The 20543-nt window shown below is 42.1% G+C and carries 15 protein-coding genes; 4 read left to right on the top strand and 11 right to left on the bottom strand.

The features are described from left to right. Window positions 1-8: 8 nt before the first annotated feature. From CO692_RS14245 to CO692_RS14235, 3 genes are read right to left on the bottom strand one after another with little or no spacing between them, the layout of a single operon-like run. Window positions 9-908, bottom strand: a complete 900-nt coding sequence (locus CO692_RS14245) for an RluA family pseudouridine synthase (RefSeq protein WP_081118448.1) — start codon at window positions 906-908, stop codon at window positions 9-11. A gap of 4 nt (window positions 909-912) precedes the next feature. Continuing rightward, window positions 913-1710, bottom strand: a complete 798-nt coding sequence (locus tag CO692_RS14240) for an NAD kinase (protein ID WP_170920136.1) — start codon at window positions 1708-1710, stop codon at window positions 913-915. A 5-nt stretch (window positions 1711-1715) separates the two neighbouring features. After that, on the bottom strand, window positions 1716-2384 hold the full coding sequence (locus CO692_RS14235) for a GTP pyrophosphokinase family protein (protein ID WP_096742519.1): 669 nt from the start codon (window positions 2382-2384) through the stop codon (window positions 1716-1718). 195 nt (window positions 2385-2579) lie between these two features. On the opposite strand from CO692_RS14235, the gene CO692_RS14230 reads away from it, so the two are divergent. Further along, window positions 2580-3155: a CYTH domain-containing protein gene (locus tag CO692_RS14230; protein WP_081118447.1), complete on the top strand. Its 576-nt coding sequence runs from the start codon at window positions 2580-2582 to the stop codon at window positions 3153-3155. A gap of 108 nt (window positions 3156-3263) precedes the next feature. Beyond that, complete coding sequence (locus CO692_RS14225; protein ID WP_096742518.1) at window positions 3264-3920, top strand: DsbA family protein; 657 nt, start codon at window positions 3264-3266, stop codon at window positions 3918-3920. Window positions 3921-4051: 131 nt separating this feature from the next. Here CO692_RS14225 and pepF read toward each other — a convergent pair whose 3' ends face one another. From pepF to CO692_RS14200, 5 genes are all read right to left on the bottom strand, one after another. Continuing rightward, window positions 4052-5869, bottom strand: a complete 1818-nt coding sequence (gene pepF, locus CO692_RS14220; protein WP_096742517.1) for an oligoendopeptidase F — start codon at window positions 5867-5869, stop codon at window positions 4052-4054. A gap of 60 nt (window positions 5870-5929) precedes the next feature. Then, complete coding sequence (locus CO692_RS14215) at window positions 5930-6832, bottom strand: competence protein CoiA (RefSeq protein WP_413464641.1); 903 nt, start codon at window positions 6830-6832, stop codon at window positions 5930-5932. 196 nt (window positions 6833-7028) lie between these two features. Continuing rightward, window positions 7029-7679, bottom strand: a complete 651-nt coding sequence (locus CO692_RS14210) for an adaptor protein MecA (protein WP_077452520.1) — start codon at window positions 7677-7679, stop codon at window positions 7029-7031. 152 nt (window positions 7680-7831) lie between these two features. Then, window positions 7832-8230: a transcriptional regulator SpxA gene (gene spxA, locus CO692_RS14205; RefSeq protein ID WP_003127030.1), complete on the bottom strand. Its 399-nt coding sequence runs from the start codon at window positions 8228-8230 to the stop codon at window positions 7832-7834. A 701-nt stretch (window positions 8231-8931) separates the two neighbouring features. Beyond that, window positions 8932-10668, bottom strand: a complete 1737-nt coding sequence (locus tag CO692_RS14200) for an ABC transporter ATP-binding protein (RefSeq protein ID WP_096742515.1) — start codon at window positions 10666-10668, stop codon at window positions 8932-8934. 244 nt (window positions 10669-10912) lie between these two features. On the opposite strand from CO692_RS14200, the gene CO692_RS14190 reads away from it, so the two are divergent. Continuing rightward, window positions 10913-11647: an HAD family hydrolase gene (locus CO692_RS14190; protein ID WP_096742514.1), complete on the top strand. Its 735-nt coding sequence runs from the start codon at window positions 10913-10915 to the stop codon at window positions 11645-11647. 46 nt (window positions 11648-11693) lie between these two features. Here the strand turns inward: CO692_RS14190 and CO692_RS14185 are convergent, their stop codons facing one another. From CO692_RS14185 to CO692_RS14175, 3 genes are read right to left on the bottom strand one after another with little or no spacing between them, the layout of a single operon-like run. Then, window positions 11694-14858, bottom strand: a complete 3165-nt coding sequence (locus CO692_RS14185) for a DEAD/DEAH box helicase (protein WP_096742513.1) — start codon at window positions 14856-14858, stop codon at window positions 11694-11696. A 16-nt stretch (window positions 14859-14874) separates the two neighbouring features. Next, entirely contained in the window at window positions 14875-18003 is a 3129-nt protein-coding gene (locus CO692_RS14180) for an AAA family ATPase (RefSeq protein WP_096742512.1), read from the bottom strand. 2 nt (window positions 18004-18005) lie between these two features. Then, the gene (locus CO692_RS14175; RefSeq protein WP_096742511.1) at window positions 18006-19127 is read right to left on the bottom strand and encodes an exonuclease SbcCD subunit D; all 1122 of its coding nucleotides are present in this window, start codon (window positions 19125-19127) and stop codon (window positions 18006-18008) included. 255 nt (window positions 19128-19382) lie between these two features. Here CO692_RS14175 and anmK point away from each other — a divergent pair, with 255 nt between their 5' ends. After that, window positions 19383-20543, top strand: coding sequence for an anhydro-N-acetylmuramic acid kinase AnmK (gene anmK / locus CO692_RS14170; RefSeq protein ID WP_096742510.1), 1161 nt, complete (start codon window positions 19383-19385; stop codon window positions 20541-20543).

Below are 20543 nucleotides of genomic sequence, written 5' to 3'. Positions count from 1 at the left end.
CTCATTTGTTATTGCTTAACGATAGCTGAACAAACAGCGGCCATGTCTGCAGGTAAAGGCAGGTCAAAAGCCAACGGTTCATTCGTAAAGGGATGCTGAAATTGCAGCTGACAGCAATGAAGTGCCTGTCGTTTGATCCCAAAAGCCATTGATCCCCCATACATCTCGTCTCCTAGTAAGGGACAACCGATCGCAGAAAAATGGACCCTTATTTGATGTGTCCGGCCTGTGTGTAGTTGAATGTCGACTAATGCGCAATCTGAATTGCGCTGTTTTAGCCAATACTCCGTACGTGCCTCTTTTCCTTCTTCACTGACCTTGCGTTTCAAAAGCGAGGTCAAGTCCCGAGCTATAGGCAAATCGATCTCGCTATGGGCGGATAATGCGGAAAGCTCTCCCGCAATGAGGGCTTGATATTTTTTGACAACTTGCTTCTTTCGTAACTGGCTATCCATCTTTGCATGGGCAAAGCCATGTTTTGCAAAAAGCATCAATCCTGATGTGTCACGGTCTAACCGCGTCACTACATGGATCACTTGGTCTTCATAGTGTTGCGCTTGATAGTAAGCTTTGACTCGATTAGCCATCGTGCCGGTCGGATGGTATTGTGCAGGAATCGATGAGATACCAGCCGGTTTATTCACGACTAATAGATGGGCATCTTCATACACGATCTCAATCGGTGTCGGGTCAGGCAGCATCGTTTCATGTTCCCCTTCAGGAGGAATTACAATAGTTACCCTATCATTTTGCGCCAAAGAAAACAAGACGTTTTGCTCGTGGTCGTTCACAAATATCTTTCCGCCTTGAAATTTGATTTTCGCTAGTAACCCCTTGGATACTCCTTGTTCCTTCAAAAAATATTTGACTTGCTGCCCTTGGCCGGTATAGTGATACGTAAATTCCATGAGTTCATTCTTCTCCAATAAAGGAATCTTTGACCCGATTCCAAAAATGCATATGCCGATAAGACGCAAAATGAATCCGTTCATCGGCTATACGGTAATAAATTGCATCGATTTCTTCTTGTTCGATGGTAAATTGATCGATCGTCACTAAATAGTCGGTACTTTGCTGCAGTTGCACTTTGACCCATTCATGGTGACCCACGACGATCGGCGAACCAAGGGTCCGAAAGACACGATTGTTCAACGAAGCAATCTCTGCCAATTGAAAGGCATTGATACTTGGGTGCAAGACTGCACCACCAACACTTTTGTTATAGGCAGTTGAACCGGTTGGCGTAGAAATCGATAAGCCATCCCCGCGAAATTTTTCAAAGAGGTCTTCTTTAATAGAAATATCGGCAACCATGGTGCGATTGCCACGCTTGATCGTTGATTCATTCAGTGCCAGGAAATGCTTATCTGGTTTGCCATTCGCATAAGTGATACGAACATCTAATAACGGATAACTGACACTTTTTTGATGGTCATTGCACAAAGACTCGACTAATTCTTCCAATTCATAGTCACGCCAATCTGTATAAAAGCCGAGGTGACCCGTGTGGACCCCTAAAAACTGCACTTGATCCAACTTATGATTGTACAAGTGAAAAGCAGAAAGAAGCGTGCCATCTCCACCAACAGAGATCACTAATTCAGGGTTCTCTTGATCGATCTTGTTTTCAGACTGCTCCAGGAGAACAGTTAAACGCTTCGTCACTTCTACTGACTTACTTTCTTGATTATGGACGATTGCCACGCGAATGCCTTTCATTCGTTCTCCTCCTTTGGCAACTTGGGCGTGTCATGTCCGCCACGCTTGCCTTTCCCATGAGAAAACAACCGCTGTGCCTCTTGGATTTCTTCACGAATATTAGACATCTCTTCATCTAACTGATAGGCAGCTTCTGCCGAACGTCGTAACCGCTCGCTAATTTCAGCAGGAAATTCCCCTTGGTATTTGTAGTTTAGTGAATGTTCGATCGTTGCCCAAAAATTCATCGCCAATGTACGAATTTGAATCTCCGCTAAAATAATTTTTTCTCCATCGATCAATTGAACGGGATACTCGATCACTAGATGGTACGAACGATAGCCACTGGCTTTTTTATTGGTGATATAGTCCCGTTCAATGATGACTTTCATGTCTTTGCGCGTTCGCAACAATTCAACGACTTGGTGAATGTCTTCCACAAATTGACACATGATTCGCAAACCGGCGATATCAGACATCTCTTCTTCAAGCCGATCCAATGCAATCCCTCGTAATTTGCTTTTCGTTAAAATACTATCCACTGGCTTGACACGACCCGTGACAAATTCAATGGGAACATGTTTGTTTTGTTCCCGATATTGTTTTCTTATGCCTCTTAATTTTACTTTTAATTCTGAAACCGCCTGTTCATAAGGCGCTAAGAATTCTTCCCAATCTCGAATCATTCTTCTCCCTCGATTCTGTTCATAACATACCCCTTATTCTACCATACTCTTGGAATAAAACTGAATGGACAGAAGTGCAGAAACAAAAGATTTTTTGTCTGATTCGATCGTTGCTGCTTTTCTTTGTATAGTTTCTTTGACGGAATAGTTGAAACAGCGTACACTATGGTTGCAATAGAAAGAGAGTGAAAATCGATGGTCGAACAAGTAGAGATTGAATATAAAACGATGCTGACGGAAAAAGAATACCACCAGTTGCTTACTTATTACAATTTATCAGAAACAGCCTTCAAGACACAGACCAATTATTACTTTGATACAGCAGACCATAAATTGCGGGAAAAGCAATTTGGTTTGCGTATTCGCACGACGACTACCCATGCGGAGTTAACACTAAAGACCCCCATTGAACATGGTCTACTAGAAACGACTGATCCTTTACCGAAGGAAATCGCTGCGTCATTAATTGATTCAGAAAAAATTCTATCTACGGGTGTAGTTGCTCAACGCTTAAGAGCAGCGAATATCGAACCTGATTCATTACGCATGATTGCAGCATTAAAAACGAGACGGGCGGAATTCCCGATCAAAGAAGGATTACTCGCTTTGGATGAAAGCTGGTATGGTCAGCAACATGATTATGAATTGGAGCTAGAAGTAAGCGAGCCGCTCCAAGGAAAGCTTGCCTTTCAATCGTTGTTGCACACCTTTGATATTCCTTACCGACCAGCAAAAAACAAGATCATTCGTGCTGTAGAAGAAAAATCATAGTAGGCTGCCCTTTTGCTTACTTTTTCCGCGTTTTTTTGCTATATTTAATAAAACATACTTATTTTGTTTTTCAAGATACGAAAGAATCTTAATTGGGGAGAGATTCAAATGATCGAACTATTTTTATTTATTAATCCGATTGGGCCTATTTGTTATGATATCGAAAAAGAGATTATCAACAGATTAAATACAAATCGCAAAAAAATCCATTTGCAGATCCTACCTTTCGTTAATTTATTTTCAGTAGGCGTTTCGATGGACTATTTGTCCATGAACAAGGCGGATTTGGTCTTGCGTAATGAACAGACAAACCAAATCTACGCTGCGTCACTGGACTATAAAGCAGCCCAGTTGCAAGGAAAAAAAATTGCTCGGGATTTCTTATTGAAACTGCAACAACGAATAGGGATCGAAAAACAGGAATATTGTGACACCTTAGTAAAAGAGCTATTTTCAGAAACGAACGGTGATTTAGAGATGTTCTTAGAAGACCGTACATCTGAGCTAGTGAAAAAGAACTTTGCCACCGACCAAAGGGTAGCGAAAGACATGGGCATCACGATCACACCTTCTGCTGTGGTGTATGATTTTTCAAGTGAAGAAGAATATGGTGTCCTCTTGGAAGGATCAGAAGAGCTAAAAAGTCTTCCACTTATCTTTGGCACAGCGACAGAGCTTGATACATTTTTACAAAGTGCACAATCCTTACAAGCACCAAAACTTTCCACGATTCATGAAATTGATCGCGGGTTGATTCTTTTATGAAACCCTATTCAATAGCAATGCTGCGCAATGAGCCAAACGATGACTTTACGTTTGGCTCGTTGCGCAGCTTTTTCATTGTGCGCGAACAAAAAACAAACCAATCCATTGTGGATTGGTTTGTACTGTTTCATTTATGCTTCGATTTCTTTAACGAGTGCTTCCAATTCATTCAAACGTTGCTCAAATACTTTCATCGCATCTTCAATATAATCTGCTTTCGTCATATCGACGCCTGCTTTTTTCATGACTTCGATTGGATAATCACTACGTCCGGCTTTCAAATAGTTCAAATAGTTGGTTAAGGCATCCGGTTCGCCAGCTAAGATTTTCTTCGCCAAAGCAGAAGCTGCGGAAAAACCAGTTGAATATTGGTAGACATAGTAATTGTAATAGAAATGAGGGATTCGTGACCATTCGAGACGAATCTCAGGATCTTTTTCAACTGATGGTCCGTAGTATTTCGCATTTAACTCGGCATAATTCTCGCTTAAGAATTCACTGGTCAACGGTGTTCCTTTCGCATCTTCTACGTGCATGAAATGCTCGAACTCGGCAAATTGCGTTTGACGGAAAATCGTGCCTTTGAAGCCATCAAGAAAATGATTCAAGACATAGGCTTTGACCCGTGGATCAGTCTCAGTCTGAAGCATGTATTCCGTTAATATATTTTCGTTCGTCGTCGAAGCGATTTCTGCTAAGAAAATCGAATAATCGCCATAGGCATAAGGCTGGTTATTCCTTGTGAAATAACTATGCACACTGTGCCCCATCTCATGAACAAGGGTGAAGAGTTGATCCAATCGATCATTCCAGTTCATTAAGATATAAGGCAGCGTGTCATAAGCACCTGACGAATAGGCACCACTGCGTTTGCCTTTGTTTTCAGCGACATCGATCCACCGATTGCTGAAGGCTTCTTCAACTACAGCGAGATACTCTTCCCCTAATGGTTTTAGCGCTTCTTTCGCTTTTTCGACTGCTTCTTCATAGGTGTAGCGAATCGGTGCTTCCCCTAAAATCGGCGTGTACACATCATACATATGAAGTGTGTCGACAGCCAACAGGCGTTTTCTTAATGCCATATAACGGTGTAGTAACGGCAAATGTTGATTAACGACGTCCACTAACGTATCATAGACACTTTCAGGAATATGATTGGCACTCAAAGCGGCTTGGCGTGCGGAATCGTATTTACGGGCTTTGGCTTTAAAGTTGTGGGCTTTGATATTCGTACTTAAGGTTTGGGCAAAGGTATTACGGAATTGCTCATAGACGCCATAGAGACCTTTAAAGGCCGCTTCTCGAACAGAGCGATCTGTACTTTCCATCAACTCACCGTAGACACCATGTGACAGCTGCACTTTTTCCCCATTTTCGTCTTCAACGACTGGAAAATCCAAGTCAGCATTGTTTAAAACAGAGAAAATATTGCCAGGGGCACCAAAAATTTCGCCAGCACCGGCCAATAACGCTTCTTGATCGGCAGGCAAAACATGGGGCCGCTCGTTGATGGTTTTTTCGATCATATGACGATAAACTGCTAACTTAGGTTCTTGATCGAAATAGCCCCAAATCGTTTCATCGGACATCGTCAATAACTCGGGATCAAACCAAGCAACGGCTTCACTTACTTGCGCAACTAAACTGCTGGCTTTCGCATATAAGCCTTGATAAGTCGTATTAGCGGTGTCTTGGTCGTTTTTTAGATGGCTGTACACATACAGTTTCTCCAAGCGGCGAGAAAGATCTAAGACAAATTCTAAAGCGGCTAAAAAGGCTTGCGGACCGTCTGCTAAAGTGCCTTGGTAACGGCTGGCTTCTTTGACCTGTGCTTGAATTTCTTGAAATTCTATGTCAAAAGCCGCATCATCGGCATAGATTTTCGTTAAGTCCCACGTTTTTTCGACTGGGATCGATTCACGTGCTGGTAATTGTTTTGTTTCTGACATTCCCTTCACTCCTTGTTCATTGGTTAAAAATATCTTATCACACTTTTCAACGAAACCAAATCATTGGCTTGAAAAAGAAACCGAATTTTCTAAATATTGGCATTCTTGAAAGATTTCTCGCAATATTTCTCTTTGATCAAGCAAAGGAAAGTGCCATTGCCAATGCAACTGCCTCAGCCGGATCAACCACTGCTCAAAACTAATGGGACAATCACTTAAATAGAGAAAGCGAAAAATCAGTATGCGGTGTTCAAATAAAATGCCAAACCGACTTTCACAGTAGCACCACAAAGGCAGCTGTGAGACATTCCCATTCAACGGGTATACTATTTCTTGAATCTCTCTGATTTTGGGCAGTTTATTTCGTAGTTTTCGAATCACCCACAACCGATAATCGGTCGCTACCCATTCAGAAAAATTGTGGGTCTTCGATCCTTCTGTTTCGCACAAAGGTCGAAGTGTCTCTTTCCTGTAAGGCTCCCCTTTTTGTGTAGCAATTCGTCGACTGCTTACCCCTTCTTGATAATGCCATTTGATTTGGTGCAGCCTCACTAATGCCTGATTTCGCGTATCAATGAGCCACAAGCAAAAGCCAGTAGACTGATAAGTACAGCAAGCTTTTACCAAAAACGACCACTGGCGTTTCGGATACAATTTGGTCCCGAGGATCCACCAAGGCTGATAGCCATTTGCTAAATAAGTGGTGGTTCGTTCCAGAAATCGTGAAAACTTGAGGGAAGAACACTGGACTTCAATGGCGATATTCTTGTAACAAAGGTCAGGACGCTGTTGGAGTTTAGGCAAAAAGGCTTCGATTTCAATCCCTGTATCTTGAAACCACTCAAACAAAAGTTGTTTTGCTTCCAAATGTTCCTTCGTCTCCCCTTCACTGTACGTCTGACAATCAGTACTGGTTTGATGGGCAAAGTGGGGCTGTCGCTTTGGTCCCTGCCTCAAAATCACTTCTTTCTGACATCCTGGGCAATAAAAAGGGCCCGATGATTTCTTTCTCCCTTTCGCTGCAATAACTTCTTTTCTTTGGTTCAACGCTTTCAGCATCTGGCTCACCTCAATAAAAGATACGCCATTTTCTTTAATCACAATTGAAAAAGCCAAGAACATTGTCAAAATGTCCTTGGCTGGAAATGATTTTCATTCATTAATCATTCTTGAAGTAGAAACGAGTCAATTCAAGTGCATCGTTTTCCATAATCAACTCACCGTATTCAGATAAAACCTCTGGCGTCACTGACGTCCGTTGAGCAAACTCCATCAAATAAGAAAGTGCATTTTCTACTTCAATATCAGTAACATCTGCATCCATGAATCGAATTTCAATATAATAATGGTTGCCCATTTGGTAAAGATTGGTTGCAACAGAATCCAAATATACCTCGGATGCCAATTGAATCATATCTTCGAATCGCAACAACTCGAATACAAAACGATTGCCGATATCTTCTGCTTGCTCTGACTCTTGTAATTGAGCCGCCACATGCTTTTTCAACATATCGGTAATGTCTTCATTCGCTTCATCGTTCATCTCATCAAAATTTTCCATTCCTTCTGGTGGAAGATTTTTGCTAATAAACAATTCTAACCCATCGCCTTTAGGCAAGACTTGGAAAGTTACAGCTTCACTGCCTTTAAATTCTTCGTCAATATCAACTTCTTCAAGAATACTATAAAAGAAGTTTTCAATTTCATTGTGATTTCCTAGAAGGTCAAGAAAAGTGATGCCTCTCGCAGCTAAGTCTTCACTTTTGATCAATACACGAATGGTGTTCTCATTGATATGTTCCATTTCCATATTAGCTACACCTCACTTTTGCTACTCACTATAGGTTCATTGTATCGAAACCTGATAAAAAGTAAAGAGAAAACGAATATCCTCTTAAGAAAAACGTAAAAACTCAAAAAAAGACTCACTTTCTACGAGAAAGCGAGTCGATGAAGTCAAATTTATAAGCCTGCCATTAATTGCGCTTGTCTTAGTTCCAGTTGGCGAACATCCCTTGGTAAAAACCGACGAATTTCATCTTCGTTAAACCCAACTTGCAATCGTTTTTCATCAATCATGATTGGCCGACGCAATAATCCTGGATTTTCTTGAACAAGTGTCAATAAATCTTTTAGGGGCAGGTCATCTAGATCCATATTCAACTTTTGGAATACTTTGGATCTGGTGGAAATAATTTCTTCTGTGCCATCTTCTGTCATCTGTAGAATTGCCTTAAGCTCAGAAATATTTAACGGTTCTGAAAAAATATTTCTTTCAACAAAAGGGATTTCGTGCTCTTGTAACCACGCACGAGCTTTGCGACAAGATGTGCAACTTGGGGAAGTGTATAGTGTCAACAACGTGCATCTCTCCTTTTTAATTTTCAATCAAGCAAGTCCTGTTCCCTCGCTTGATTTCAATTATACAGGTTTAACTAAAAAAAATCTAGTCTAAATCTCATATTTTTTAATAAAACTCGAAAGTTATATTAAAAGCGAAACCTCTTAGGCAAAAGGTTTCACACAAAAACTTTGTTTTTAAATGAGAAAACTCAAATTTTTTTTTAATATTACTTATTTTATACAACAGTGTGTCAAAGGTGTATCAAAAAGATGTCAGAATATTAAAATACTCTTTTAGTTGAATCGCGCGTTTTTTAATTTCCTATCTGTAATTACATGTGTAATCAAAATACAAGGAGAAAAACCAAGTCCATGGCTCAATCGTTTTCAAAGGAAAAATTTCACGAACCATTGTTGCCTTCAAACCGATAGGGCTACAATAAAAATATATGTTATTTTTTTCAGAGAAGATTTTCAGCTCATCCCTTCAATCTTGATTCAATTGTATCACATTCCTTTTTAATCAGAAAACCATACAAGCATTTCTGTCATAATCGACATTAAAACAGCAGGAGAAATGAATATCTGCTTATAAATGAAAAGGGTTTCTCACAAAAATTTAGTGAAAAACGATCAACCCAAGAAGCCCGTCTTTTTATGCTTTTTCCTGACAAAACATAAAAAGGCTAGGGCTTTCTTGAATGGATCGTTCCTTTTTTCTAAGAGAGAGACGGTTCCCCATCACGAGCGAATTGCGCATCATGCAATGCGCGATAATGTCCCCTTTTCGCCATCAATTCTTCATGGGTTCCTTCTTCCAAGATACCTTTTTCACTAACGACAATGATTCGTGTTGCATGTTTGATCGTCGCAAGACGATGAGCAATGATCAAGGTTGTGCGACCATCTGCCAATGAATTCAAGGATTCTTGAATCACTTGCTCGGTTTCCGTATCTAACGCTGATGTTGCTTCATCTAATATCAAAATCGGCGGATTTTTCAAGAACATCCGAGCAATCGCTACCCGCTGCTTTTGGCCACCGGATAATTTGACTCCTCGTTCACCAATGACTGTATCCAACCCATCTGTCATTTGATCGATGACTTTTTCCAAGTGTGCTAACTTGACTGCCTTTAGAATCTCTTCTTCTGTTGCATCGAGTTTGCCATATGCAATATTTTCTCGAATCGTTCCTGGGAAAAGAAAGACATCTTGCTGGACAGTCCCAATCTGCTGACGTAAAGAAGCCAAGGTCATCTCCTGAATATTGATGCCATCGATCGTAATAGCACCTTCCGTGACTTCATAAAAACGTGGCAAGAGATTGCATAACGTGGTTTTCCCTGAACCACTTTGTCCTACGAAGGCGATCGTCTCGCCGGCTTTGATCGACAAATTGATGTGATTCAAGACTTTTGTCGCATCCGCATAAGAAAAAGAAACATCATGGTAGACGATATCTCCTTTTAATGATTGAACGGCCCGTGCCCCTGGTTTGTCTTTGATCGTCGGTTCTTTATCCAATTCTTCCGTCAATCGTTTGAAGCCGGCGATTCCTTTGGGATAACTCTCGATCATCGTATTGACCTTCTCAATTGGTCTAACAAAGACATTCGACAATAAAATAAACCCTACAAACTGGCCATTCGTCAGTTCACCGCGAATCACGTAGTAAGCACCAAAAATCAGAGCAAACAAGTTGATCAAGCGAATCAGGAAGTAATTGTACGCTGAACTGATCGCCATTACCTTATAAAAAAGGATCTTTGATTGACGATAGATTTCGCTCAATCCATCAAAGCGTTTGTGTTCGAACGTTTCATTGGCAAACGATTGAGTCACCCGAATGCCGCTGACAGATGCTTCCACTCCGGCGTTGAACTCACCGAGGTTGTCATAGATCTGTGTGTTGACTTTGGTCATTTTCTTGTTGAAAAAAACTAAGGCGATCGTAATCAATGGAATCAACGCAAATGTCGCTACCGCTAATTGAACATGCATATTTAACATCAATAGGAATGAACCGACTAAAGTCATGATGGTAATAAAAACATCTTCTGGCCCATGGTGAGCGACTTCAGAAATTTCAAAGAGATCCGTAGTCAAGCGACTGATCAGCTTGCCAGTCTTTTGATTGTCATAATATTCAAAAGATTGCGTTTGCAGATGTCGAAACAGTTCTTGACGCATATCTGTCTCAATATTGACTCCAAGTTTATGACCATAAAAAACTACGATATATTGCAACACAGTATTGATCACATAAAACAAGAACAAGCCTAAGCATGCCAATAGTATCAGGCGAAAGTTGTTCTGGGGCATGATCTTATCGATTACTTGGTTGACGGCTACGGGAAAGGCCAGTTCTAATAAACCAGCAAATACCGCACAAGTAAAATCCAACATAAATAGTGACCGATACGGTCGATAATAACGGAAAAACCTTTTTAACACATTTCCCCCTCCTCAATAGCTTTCATTATAAGCAACTCTTTGAAGAAATGCAAAATGAGAAACATGTGAAAATGGGTAAAATTCACTATAATTTTGAAAACCTATCAAGACGCGGATTTCTAAAAATAGTAAATAAAACCTTTATTTCACAAGGCTTTCCCTCTTTTTTTTAGAGTCAAAATAGCTTATGATTGATTCGAAAACAAACTGAAAATTTTCACTAACTCTGAAAGGCGTGTCTCTTTTGATCACTAGTATTCTTTTTGATGTCGATGATACCTTATATGACCAGCAGCAACCATTTCGTAATGCCGTAACCTCATGCTTCCCACAAATTGCCCCCAAAGATCTAACCGCTCTTTACTTACGGTTTCGGGTGCACAGTGATGAGCAGTTTGGACGGGTATTGGCCAATGAATGGACACTAGATCATTTTCGCTATCACCGACTGACGCATTCATTAACGGATTTAGGGTACTTACCGATTAAAATGGAAGAAAGCTGTAAATTCCAGCTGTGTTATGAACAAGAACTAGATGCCATTACGCTACATCCTGAAGTTGAGTCAACCTTGAACTATTTGTCTAAATTGCCAATCAAGTTAGGGATTATTACTAACGGTCCCACCGACCATCAACAAAAGAAATTGGATCAGTTGCAATTGACTCGATGGATCAAACCAGAGCATATGATCATTTCCCAAGCAACTGGCTATCAAAAGCCGCAACTAGAAATTTTCCAATTGGCAGAAACCGACTTTGCTCTTGATCCAGAAACGACACTGTACGTTGGTGACAATTTTGATAATGACGTGGTCGGCTGCAAAAAAGCCGGGTGGCAAGCCTTGTGGTTCAATCATCGTCTCCGTCAGGCCCCTAATGGATTGGAAGATTTGCCAGATGTGTCGATCACCGCTTTCTCGCAACTCCAAGGAAGTATTGACACGCTCTTGCAGCTTCCTGCATACGCCTATAGCTAAAAAAACATGGACCTTCGCTTCAAGCGGGTCCATGTTTTTTGAATGCTTAATTTTCTTCACCGATACTCAAAATCAGACGAATATCTTCTTCGGTCATTTGTTGCAGCTGTGTTTCGTTGCCTTGGATCACTTTTTGAAAAAGTTCTCGTTTTTCTTGTTGCAGTGCATCCATTCGTTCTTCAATGGTTCCTTCAGCAATCATTCGCCAGACTTCGACAACATTTTTTTGACCGATCCGATGGGCTCGTCCAGCGGCTTGTTCTTCCACCGCCGGGTTCCACCACAAATCGTATAAGATCACGGTGTCTGCACCGGTCAGATTCAGTCCTGTTCCTCCTGCTTTTAATGAGATCAAGAAGACATCTTTTTCACCACTATTGAAGGCATCGACCATCGTCAAACGATCTTGTGGCGGGGTACTGCCGCGCAAATAAAAGGATTCAAACCCTTCTTGTGCTAGCTCTTCTTCAATGATCGAAAGCATGCTAGTGAATTGAGAAAATAGCAGCACCCGACGGCCATTTTCTTTGGCTGCTAAGAGTAAATCTTTGACCTGTTCAAGTTTCCCAGAAGAACCTTCATAATCCTCCACGAATAATCGTGGGTCGCAACAGATTTGCCGCAGTCGAGTCAAACCAGCTAAGATACTGATTCGATTTTTACGGAAAGACGTAGAATCCATTTGCGCGATTTCTTCCCGCATTTGCCGCAAGTACGCCAAATAGATTTTCTTTTGTTCTTCTGTAAGGACACTGTAATAATTTGTCTCCAATTTTTGCGGCAAATCATGCAGCACGGATTTTTTGTCTCTTCGCAAAATAAAAGGTTTGATCATTTTCGCAATTTCTTGTGTGGACAGTTCTTTAAATTTCTGTTTGTTCGGGAAAAATCCTGGCATAATCATTTGGAACAAGGACCACAATTCTTCTAGATTGTTCTCGATTGGTGTGCCACTGAGGGCGAACCGCTGTGGAACTTCCAAGGATCGCAAGGCCTGTGCCGTTTTGGTCGCACTGTTTTTGACCATTTGCGCTTCATCTAAAATCAAACAAGTCAGATCTAGTGCTTGATAGGCATCAATATCTTGCCGCAAACTTGCATAAGAAGTGATGCGAACGTCCGCTGGCTGCGCCATCTGCCCTTCGCGCTCTTCTTTCGTTCCGCTGATGACAGTCGCTGAAATCGTCGGCGCAAACCGTTTGATCTCTTGTTGCCAGTTGAACGTTAGACTGGCAGGTGCCACGATCAATGCATTCAACTTTTGTTTCTCTTGTTTTTCTGAAAGTAAGTAGCTGATCGTCTGAACGGTCTTCCCTAACCCCATTTCATCGGCAAGAATACCGCCAAATTGATAATGGCTCAACATTTTTAACCAACGAAAGCCAACTTCTTGGTATTGCCGCAACTCAGCATGCAAGTTTTCTGGCAGCTGCGCCTCAAAGTTTTCTGGGTGGATCAAGTCTTCCGTCATTTGCTGAAAGCCCGCGCTAAAGCTGGCTTGATCAGCAAACTGCTCTTGCAGGAGCAGCCCTTGATTCATAGGAACTTGGATCGCCCCATCCTTCGCTTCGAGTGAAAGACGCAATTTTTTCAGGGCAGCATTTGCTTCTTGAAACTCTTCTGATTCCAATGAAAGGACTTGCCCATTTTCTGTGGTATAAAATTGCGCAGATTGCAACAGACTCCGCAAAACATCGTTGATTTCTGATTCTTGAATGCCGCTCACATCAAACTTGATATCCAACCAAGAACCATTCTCTTCAATCACGATTTCTGGTCGATGATGCTGGGCATCAAGGTAGAGTTCCCTCAGCTTCTTGCCGATCCGCACTTCACCTAATTGTCTCAAGACCGGGATCTCTCTTGTGAAAAAGGCATAGAGTTGTTCACCTATCGGGAGGTTTTTTTGCCAGTTCTTACTGCTAGCTTGATAGCCAAAGGTTTCAATAATGGCTTCGATCCGGGATTCTTGCTGGAAATCACGTAAAATCTCAGGATGATTTTCTGGCATGTATTGATGTTTTTCATCACTTGAAAAAACGACTTCTCCATAAGTAAAATCAACTTGTAGATCTACTTGACCTTTGATTTTCCGCAAGGAGAAAACTGCTTTCAATTCAGATTCTTCGATGTTATTTTGAACCTCAGGAGCCACTTGGACACGCCCAATTTTTCGCAAATAAGGCAAAACTTTCATAAAGAGATTCGCCAGCTCTTCTTTTGGATAATCAATGATTGGCTGTTCAAAACGTTTAAACAGCTGCTGCATCGTGACATAGATCTCCTTTTGCTCGACAGTCAATTCATAAAAGGTTCCGTCCAACAGCCCCCAGTTATAATAACTAAGTAAGTGGTCGAAGTCTTTTACGAACTGCAGCGGAAAATGATCCGCTTCTTTTGTAACTGAAAACGTCAATGGTTCCCCCGATCGGAAGTCTACTTGGCTGACCTTGGTTTCACCAATGGTGATTTGCGTATAGACATCATTGAATTGCAATAGCAGTTCCTTGCCGAATTCAACGGGTAGCAGCAAGTATTTTTTGTCAAGTTTTCCATTGATTTGAATGCCGGCTTGCCCCATTAATTGCTGGGTTTGCGCGATTCCTGCCAATCGATTTAATAAAGCTTGATTTTTCTCATCAAAGGCATCCGCAGAAAGAAAAAAGGTCTGTTGCTTATTGGCCGTATAGTGCTTGTTTTCTTGATACATCTGTAAAAATTTGTAAATGTCTTTGACGACATAATTCCTGGCCGTGCCGCGATGCCCGACCTTCAAAGAGACGCCTAAAATATCCATCTCTTGGTGATATGGATTTGTCGCAATCGTATCTACCCGAAATTCAATCTGTAACGGTTTACTCGCTTCTTTTTCGCTGTTTAAGCGGGCAAAACCATTGGAAAACATCTCTGAAGCAGAAAAGGCTTTTTTGATTGGGGTTTGTTCATTGATTTTTCGTGCTTTTCCTTGTTTGCGTAAATAGAGTTCGACGGCCACCGTATGTTTGCAATAATGGTGCTCTTCCCAATAAGGACATTGGCAATAATCCACTTCTTTGGCAGTAGCATCCAAAGTAACTAAATACAATTCTGTTCCTAGTACTTCTGCGTGCCACACATTTTTCTCTTTATCCGGTGTGACAGACAAGACACGACCTTCATTAACGTAGGTTCTACCTCGCTCGATTACTTTTTCTGGAATACTCCACTTCATAAGAGCCCTCCTCTCCTTATTCTTTTATTCGGATCCGGCTTTGCCCGCTGCCGTTAGTCTCTACGAAAACTTGTTGCAGGATTCTTGCCCGCAATTCTCGAACATGACTGATGATTCCAATCATGCGACCTTCATTTTCGATCATTTCTAATGCTTCCATCGCCATTTCCAATGATTCTTCATCAAGCGAGCCAAAGCCTTCATCGATGAAGAGTGCTTCGATCTCAATCCCGCCAGCTCGTTGCTGGATCACATCTGCCAAAGAGATCGCCAACGCTAAGGCTGCAATAAAGCTTTCGCCACCTGACAGCGTATGGGCTCTTCTGACTTGACCGGCATTATCGTCATAGATATCGATCTCTAATCCTGTTGAGCTCCGATAGCTCCCGACTTTATCTGCTAATTCAAATTGATAACGGCCACGGGTCAAACGGGCCAAGCGTTCGTTGGCGACTTCTAAGATCTCCGTCAAAAATTGCTGTAGTACATACCGTTCCAAACTGGTTTTTTTGACGTTTTCACCATTGATGGTTTCTGCTAATTGCTGAAGTTGGCCTAATTGGGCAAGTTCTTCGACATTTTGCTGATAAATGACTTGCAACTCGTCAAACAACCGTTGATTGCCATTGACTTTCTCCTGTTTGCGGACTGTTTCTTGCTGCAATTCCTCCATCACAGTCTGCAACTGAAGGTAGGCCGTTTCCAATTGGTTTAAATCTATCGTAGCTTGCTCTTTTAACTGCGCATCTAACAATGCTAGCCGCTGCTGAACAAACGCCGTTTCTTGCTCATAGGTTTTGATTTCTTCTGAGAGAACGGTTGTTTGAGGGGCTTGGGCAATCAAGTCCCGCATCGTTTCTTCAGTCATACCAGCTTCTTGGAGTCGCTGCGTCAGTCGTTGTTCTGCTTTTGTCTTAGCCGCTTGCTTTTCTTCAAAAAATTGCTGCAGATTTTTCAGCTTCTCTGATAGGATCGCTTGTTGCTCGTTTATCTGCGCTTCTTGTCGGGCATCCGCCTCGATTTGTTGCGAATATTCCATTAGTAAACCATTGGTTTCTGCTAAATCAGCTTGTAATTGTTCATACGTTGCGCCGGCAAGTTGTTCCTGTAGAGAAGCCAATTTCCCCTCCGCAAGCTGGCGCGCTTCTTGAGCTTTTTTCACTTGCTCACTCACTTGCTGATAGGACTCATTGAATGTTGCTAGCTGCTCATTTACTGCCTGATGTTTCTTCTGCGCTTCTTCATAAGAAGCGGCTTTTTGTTGATTAAACGATTGACGTTTCTTTAGTTCCGCTACCGTCGTTTCCTCGGTAATCGCCTCTTGGTTTTCTATCGGCTGCAAGGCAGCAAATGCCTGTTGAACTGCAGTCCAAGCTAATTCCACTTGCATCTGCGCAGCAGCACTGGTGGCTTGCCATTCGCTGATTCGCAATGTGGCTTGCTCCTGCAGCGTTTGATTTGCCGATACTTGCTGTTGGATCTTCGTCAATTTTTCTTGTGTTTGCTCAAGTCTTTGCTCACTGGCAATGATGTCTTCGATGCGATAGGTCGTGTGCTCCTGTGTATTCGGATGATCCAAGGATCCGCAAACCGGACAGGGTTCATTTTCTTCCAGTAAAAGGCGAAGCCGAGCAATTTGCATTCGAGCATTTTGACTGGTTTCTTGTTTTAGCGTTTTTTGCAGCTCCAGCAAGGATGCTGTCAATTGCTGTTGTTCAAGGACTAACTCCGAATGAATTTGTTGCTGTTCCCCTGCTTTTTGCTCGGCTTCATGAAACAGCATTTTTGCCTGCTGCCATTTTTCTACATGAGCCTGCGTTTCTACCAATTTCACCGCTTCTGCTTGAAACCCTCGCAAGGTGTCGATTTCTTCTGCAAGATGCTGTGCTTGCGTTTTGGCACTTGCTTGCGCTTGATTTATTTTCGTTAACTCGATGGTCTGTTGTTGTGCGGCTTTTTCAAGCTGCGCCACTTCCTCTTGCTGGGCTTGTGTGCGCTGTGCTAGCGGGATCTGCTGCTGGATTCGTTGAACTTTTTGACTAGCAGCTTCCTGTTTTTTCTTGATGCCGTCAATCAACGATCGTTGGTCTTGCCAGCTTATTTGTTGCTGCTGAATTTCTTGCAGTTGCTGCTTTGTTTCGTTGATTTGCTGAGCAGCTTGCTGTGCTTCTTTCACTCGTTCTTCTTTTTGCTGCATGATTTCTTGATGTTCAAGTGCCCACACCAACTGGTTCAACTGGGCTTTTTTCTGAGCGATCTCGGTTTTTTTAGCATGCAACTCTCGGGCTTTTTCTTGTAGACCTTGCCTTTCGATCCGCGCATTTTCGATTTCTTTTGCACGGTAAAAAGCCTCTTGCGCAGCTTTCATTTCTTGCATTGTCTGGTCTTTTCTCTGCAATAACTGCTGAAGTTGAATCTGTTGTTTTTCTAAATCTTGCCCCCACAAAGTCAGACATTCCGCAACCGTTAAAACTTCCTGCTCTTCTTCCCATTCAAAACGCTCCATGATCTGCGAAGCGACTAGTTGCTGATGTTCAAGCTTTCTGCTTTGCGCTTTGACTTGTTCTTTTAGCCATTCATTAAATTGCTGGTACATTTCCGTACCAAATAGATTTCGCAAAACTCGTTCTTTCTCATTACTGCTAGCAATCAGAAAATTACGAAATTCTCCTTGCGGCAACATCATGATTTGAAAAAACTGTTTGGCATCCAGTTGCAGCAGATCCTTGATAAACGCATCAACCTCTGTCCGTTTACTGATCTGCTTTTTCTCTTTGCCATCTGCGTCAAAAATCGTCAATTGAACTTTTGCCGTTTGGTTGGTGACCCCGTCACCACGTTTTTTTGCTAACGTTTGTTCCGGTTTCCGTTGGATCTGGTAGGTAAAACGCTGATGTTCAAAAGTAAACGTGACGCTGGTCTCTTCGGTTGGTGAAGCAAACATCGAACGCATTTCTTTGCCTGAGCGCAGATTCCCCGATGTTTCACCAAATAAGGCAAATGTCATGCCATCGAAAATCGTCGTTTTTCCTGCACCCGTTTTGCCGCTGATCAAAAACAAACCGCCAGCTTGCAGCTGACTGAAATCCAATTTTTCATCGATGAATGGCCCAAAATTTTTCATTTGTAAAGACTTTGGTTGCATGACTATTCCCTCTTTTCCACGACAAATGCTTCATTTAACCCTTGTTCGATCCAATTGGTTTGTGAATCGAGCAATGAATCTCCCGTCATCTCTTGAAAGAAATGACTGATCAAGGCCTGCGGGTCGGTTTCTCGTGTCGTTAGCTGTCTTTTTTTCGTCTGTTCTCGACCATTCAACCGTTCGACAGACAAAATAAATGGATAGATCTTTCGCAACTGATTCATCATATTTGGGATCACAGCACGATCCGTCAGTAGAAAATGCCAAAACGCCTCACGATCCAGCTCACGGTAAAAAACCGGATCGATCAACTCCTCAAAGGAGGCTGTCAGTTGCTGGATATCCCTTTTTGGTGTCAGGGGAATAAATTCATTTGTGTCTTTTACAGTATCAACAAGATAGATCCCTTTTTGGTTCGTCCGTTCAGAAAGAGAAAATTTCAGCGGTGAGCCGCTGTAGCCGATTTTCGGATGTTTCAGAGCCGTATTGGCATGTAAATGGCCTAAAACCACCCGATCAAAAGGTGCAAAAGCGGTGGTCGGCACACTGTCCAATCCGCCAACTTGAATTTTCGTTTCAGAATCCGTTTGGCTAGCGCCCGCCACAAAAAAATGGGTCACTAACACTTGTTTTTTTGACGAATCAAAGTGCTTGGTCATCTCCTCAATCACTCTTTGGACACTATCTGAAATTTTCATTAACGGTTCGTCAAAAAATATCCGGGCCTCGATCGGTTCGAAATAAGGCAGTAAAAAGAATTGTGTATCGTCAAACTCAACCGGTTGTATACTTTGTTCGATGCTGGTGGACAGATAAAAACGTGTTTGTTGAAACCACTGACTGCCGGTTTCTAGCCGCGTTGGGCTATCATGGTTTCCTGAGATAGCCAATAATGGCAGTTCATTCGTTAAATTGATTTCAGCGATTTTTTCATTTAGTAATTTGACTGCATCAACAGCAGGAACAGAACGATCATAAAGATCACCTGCAATGACGATGGCATCGACCTTTTCTGTTCTTGCTAGCGCTATGATTTGATCAATGATTGCTCGTTGGTCTTCCAGCAGATCATAGCCATGTAGTTTTTTTCCGATGTGCCAATCAGCTGTATGTATAAAGCGCATTTCTTCACCTTCTTAAAAAATATCCTTCCAATCATTATACCACTTTCCCTGATAGTTAGACATCTCTCTTCCAGCGAAATTTCATTTACCACCCATTTTTGATAAAAATAGCGAACACCTAACATCATTACGTTGAAATGTTTTTCCAATTATAAATTTATATCTTGAAATATAATTACACTTCATTTACAATGAGTGTGAAATCGAATTCAACAATCGTTTTCATCACTATTTTATAAAGAAAGGAGAAACGCTATGCTTGCAATAGGACTCATGTCAGGAACCAGTTTGGATGGGATCGACGCTGCTTTAGTAAAAATCAATGGCTGCGGCACCGAAACTGCTGTACAGCTGATGGAAATGGTCACACTACCCATTGGTGAAGAATTGAAGGAACAAATAAAAACTGCTTGTGATCCGGTGGAATCAAATGTTCCCCTCATCTGCCAATTAAATACTGAATTAGGGTATCAATTTTTGAAAGCGTGTCAAATCCTCTGCCAAAAAGCTGGTATTGAAGAAAAAAGCATTGATTTTGTTGCCAGCCACGGACAAACGATCTGGCACTCCCCCGATGCTGATCCAGCGAAAAACAGCACCTTGCAAATTGGCGAACCTTCGATTATCGCTTATGGCTTACAAACGAAAGTCGTTGCCGATTTTCGAGTGATGGATATGGCTGCTGGTGGTCAAGGCGCCCCTCTTGTTCCTTATACAGACTATCTGCTCTATCAATCAGACACCAAAAATCGTTTGCTGCAAAATATTGGCGGCATCGGCAATGTTACTGTACTACCAAAAAGTGGCGGCTTAAACGAGCTGTATGCCTTTGATACAGGTCCAGGGAATATGGTCATCGATGAATTAATGGTTCAGCTATTCGGTCAGCCTTATGATGCGTTTGGTGAAACAGCCCGAGCGGGAGCAATTATACCCACCTTGCAAAAGGAATTAAGAACTCATTTTTATTTGTCCCAGCAACCGCCGAAAAGCACCGGGCGTGAGCTTTTTGGAAAACAATTCGTGCAGCAGTTATTGACCAAGTATCCCGAGGCAGCACCTGAAGACTTGGTGAGGACTTTAACCGATTTCACCGCTTTTTCCATCGCTGACAGTTACCAACGGTTCATTTTTCCTCAGTTGGGAACAAACGATATGGAAGTGATTCTCTCGGGCGGCGGTGCCCATAATCATCTGCTGATTGAGCTGATCCAAGGCTATTTACCCGAATCAGTAGCCGTTGTAACACAAGATGACATTGGCGGTTCGAACGATGCCAAAGAAGCGGTGGCTTTTGCCATCTTAGGAAATGAAACCCTTCACAGCCGTGTCAATAATGCCCCTGCAGCAACCGGGGCAGCCCAAGGCGTGATTTTAGGAAAAATCATTCCGAATCCATGGGAAGCAAAAATGTGA

It is taken from the genome of Enterococcus sp. FDAARGOS_375, from assembly GCF_002393265.1.
GTDB lineage: Bacteria > Bacillota > Bacilli > Lactobacillales > Enterococcaceae > Enterococcus_D > Enterococcus_D innesii.
This window is presented reverse-complemented; position numbering and strand designations above follow the sequence as displayed.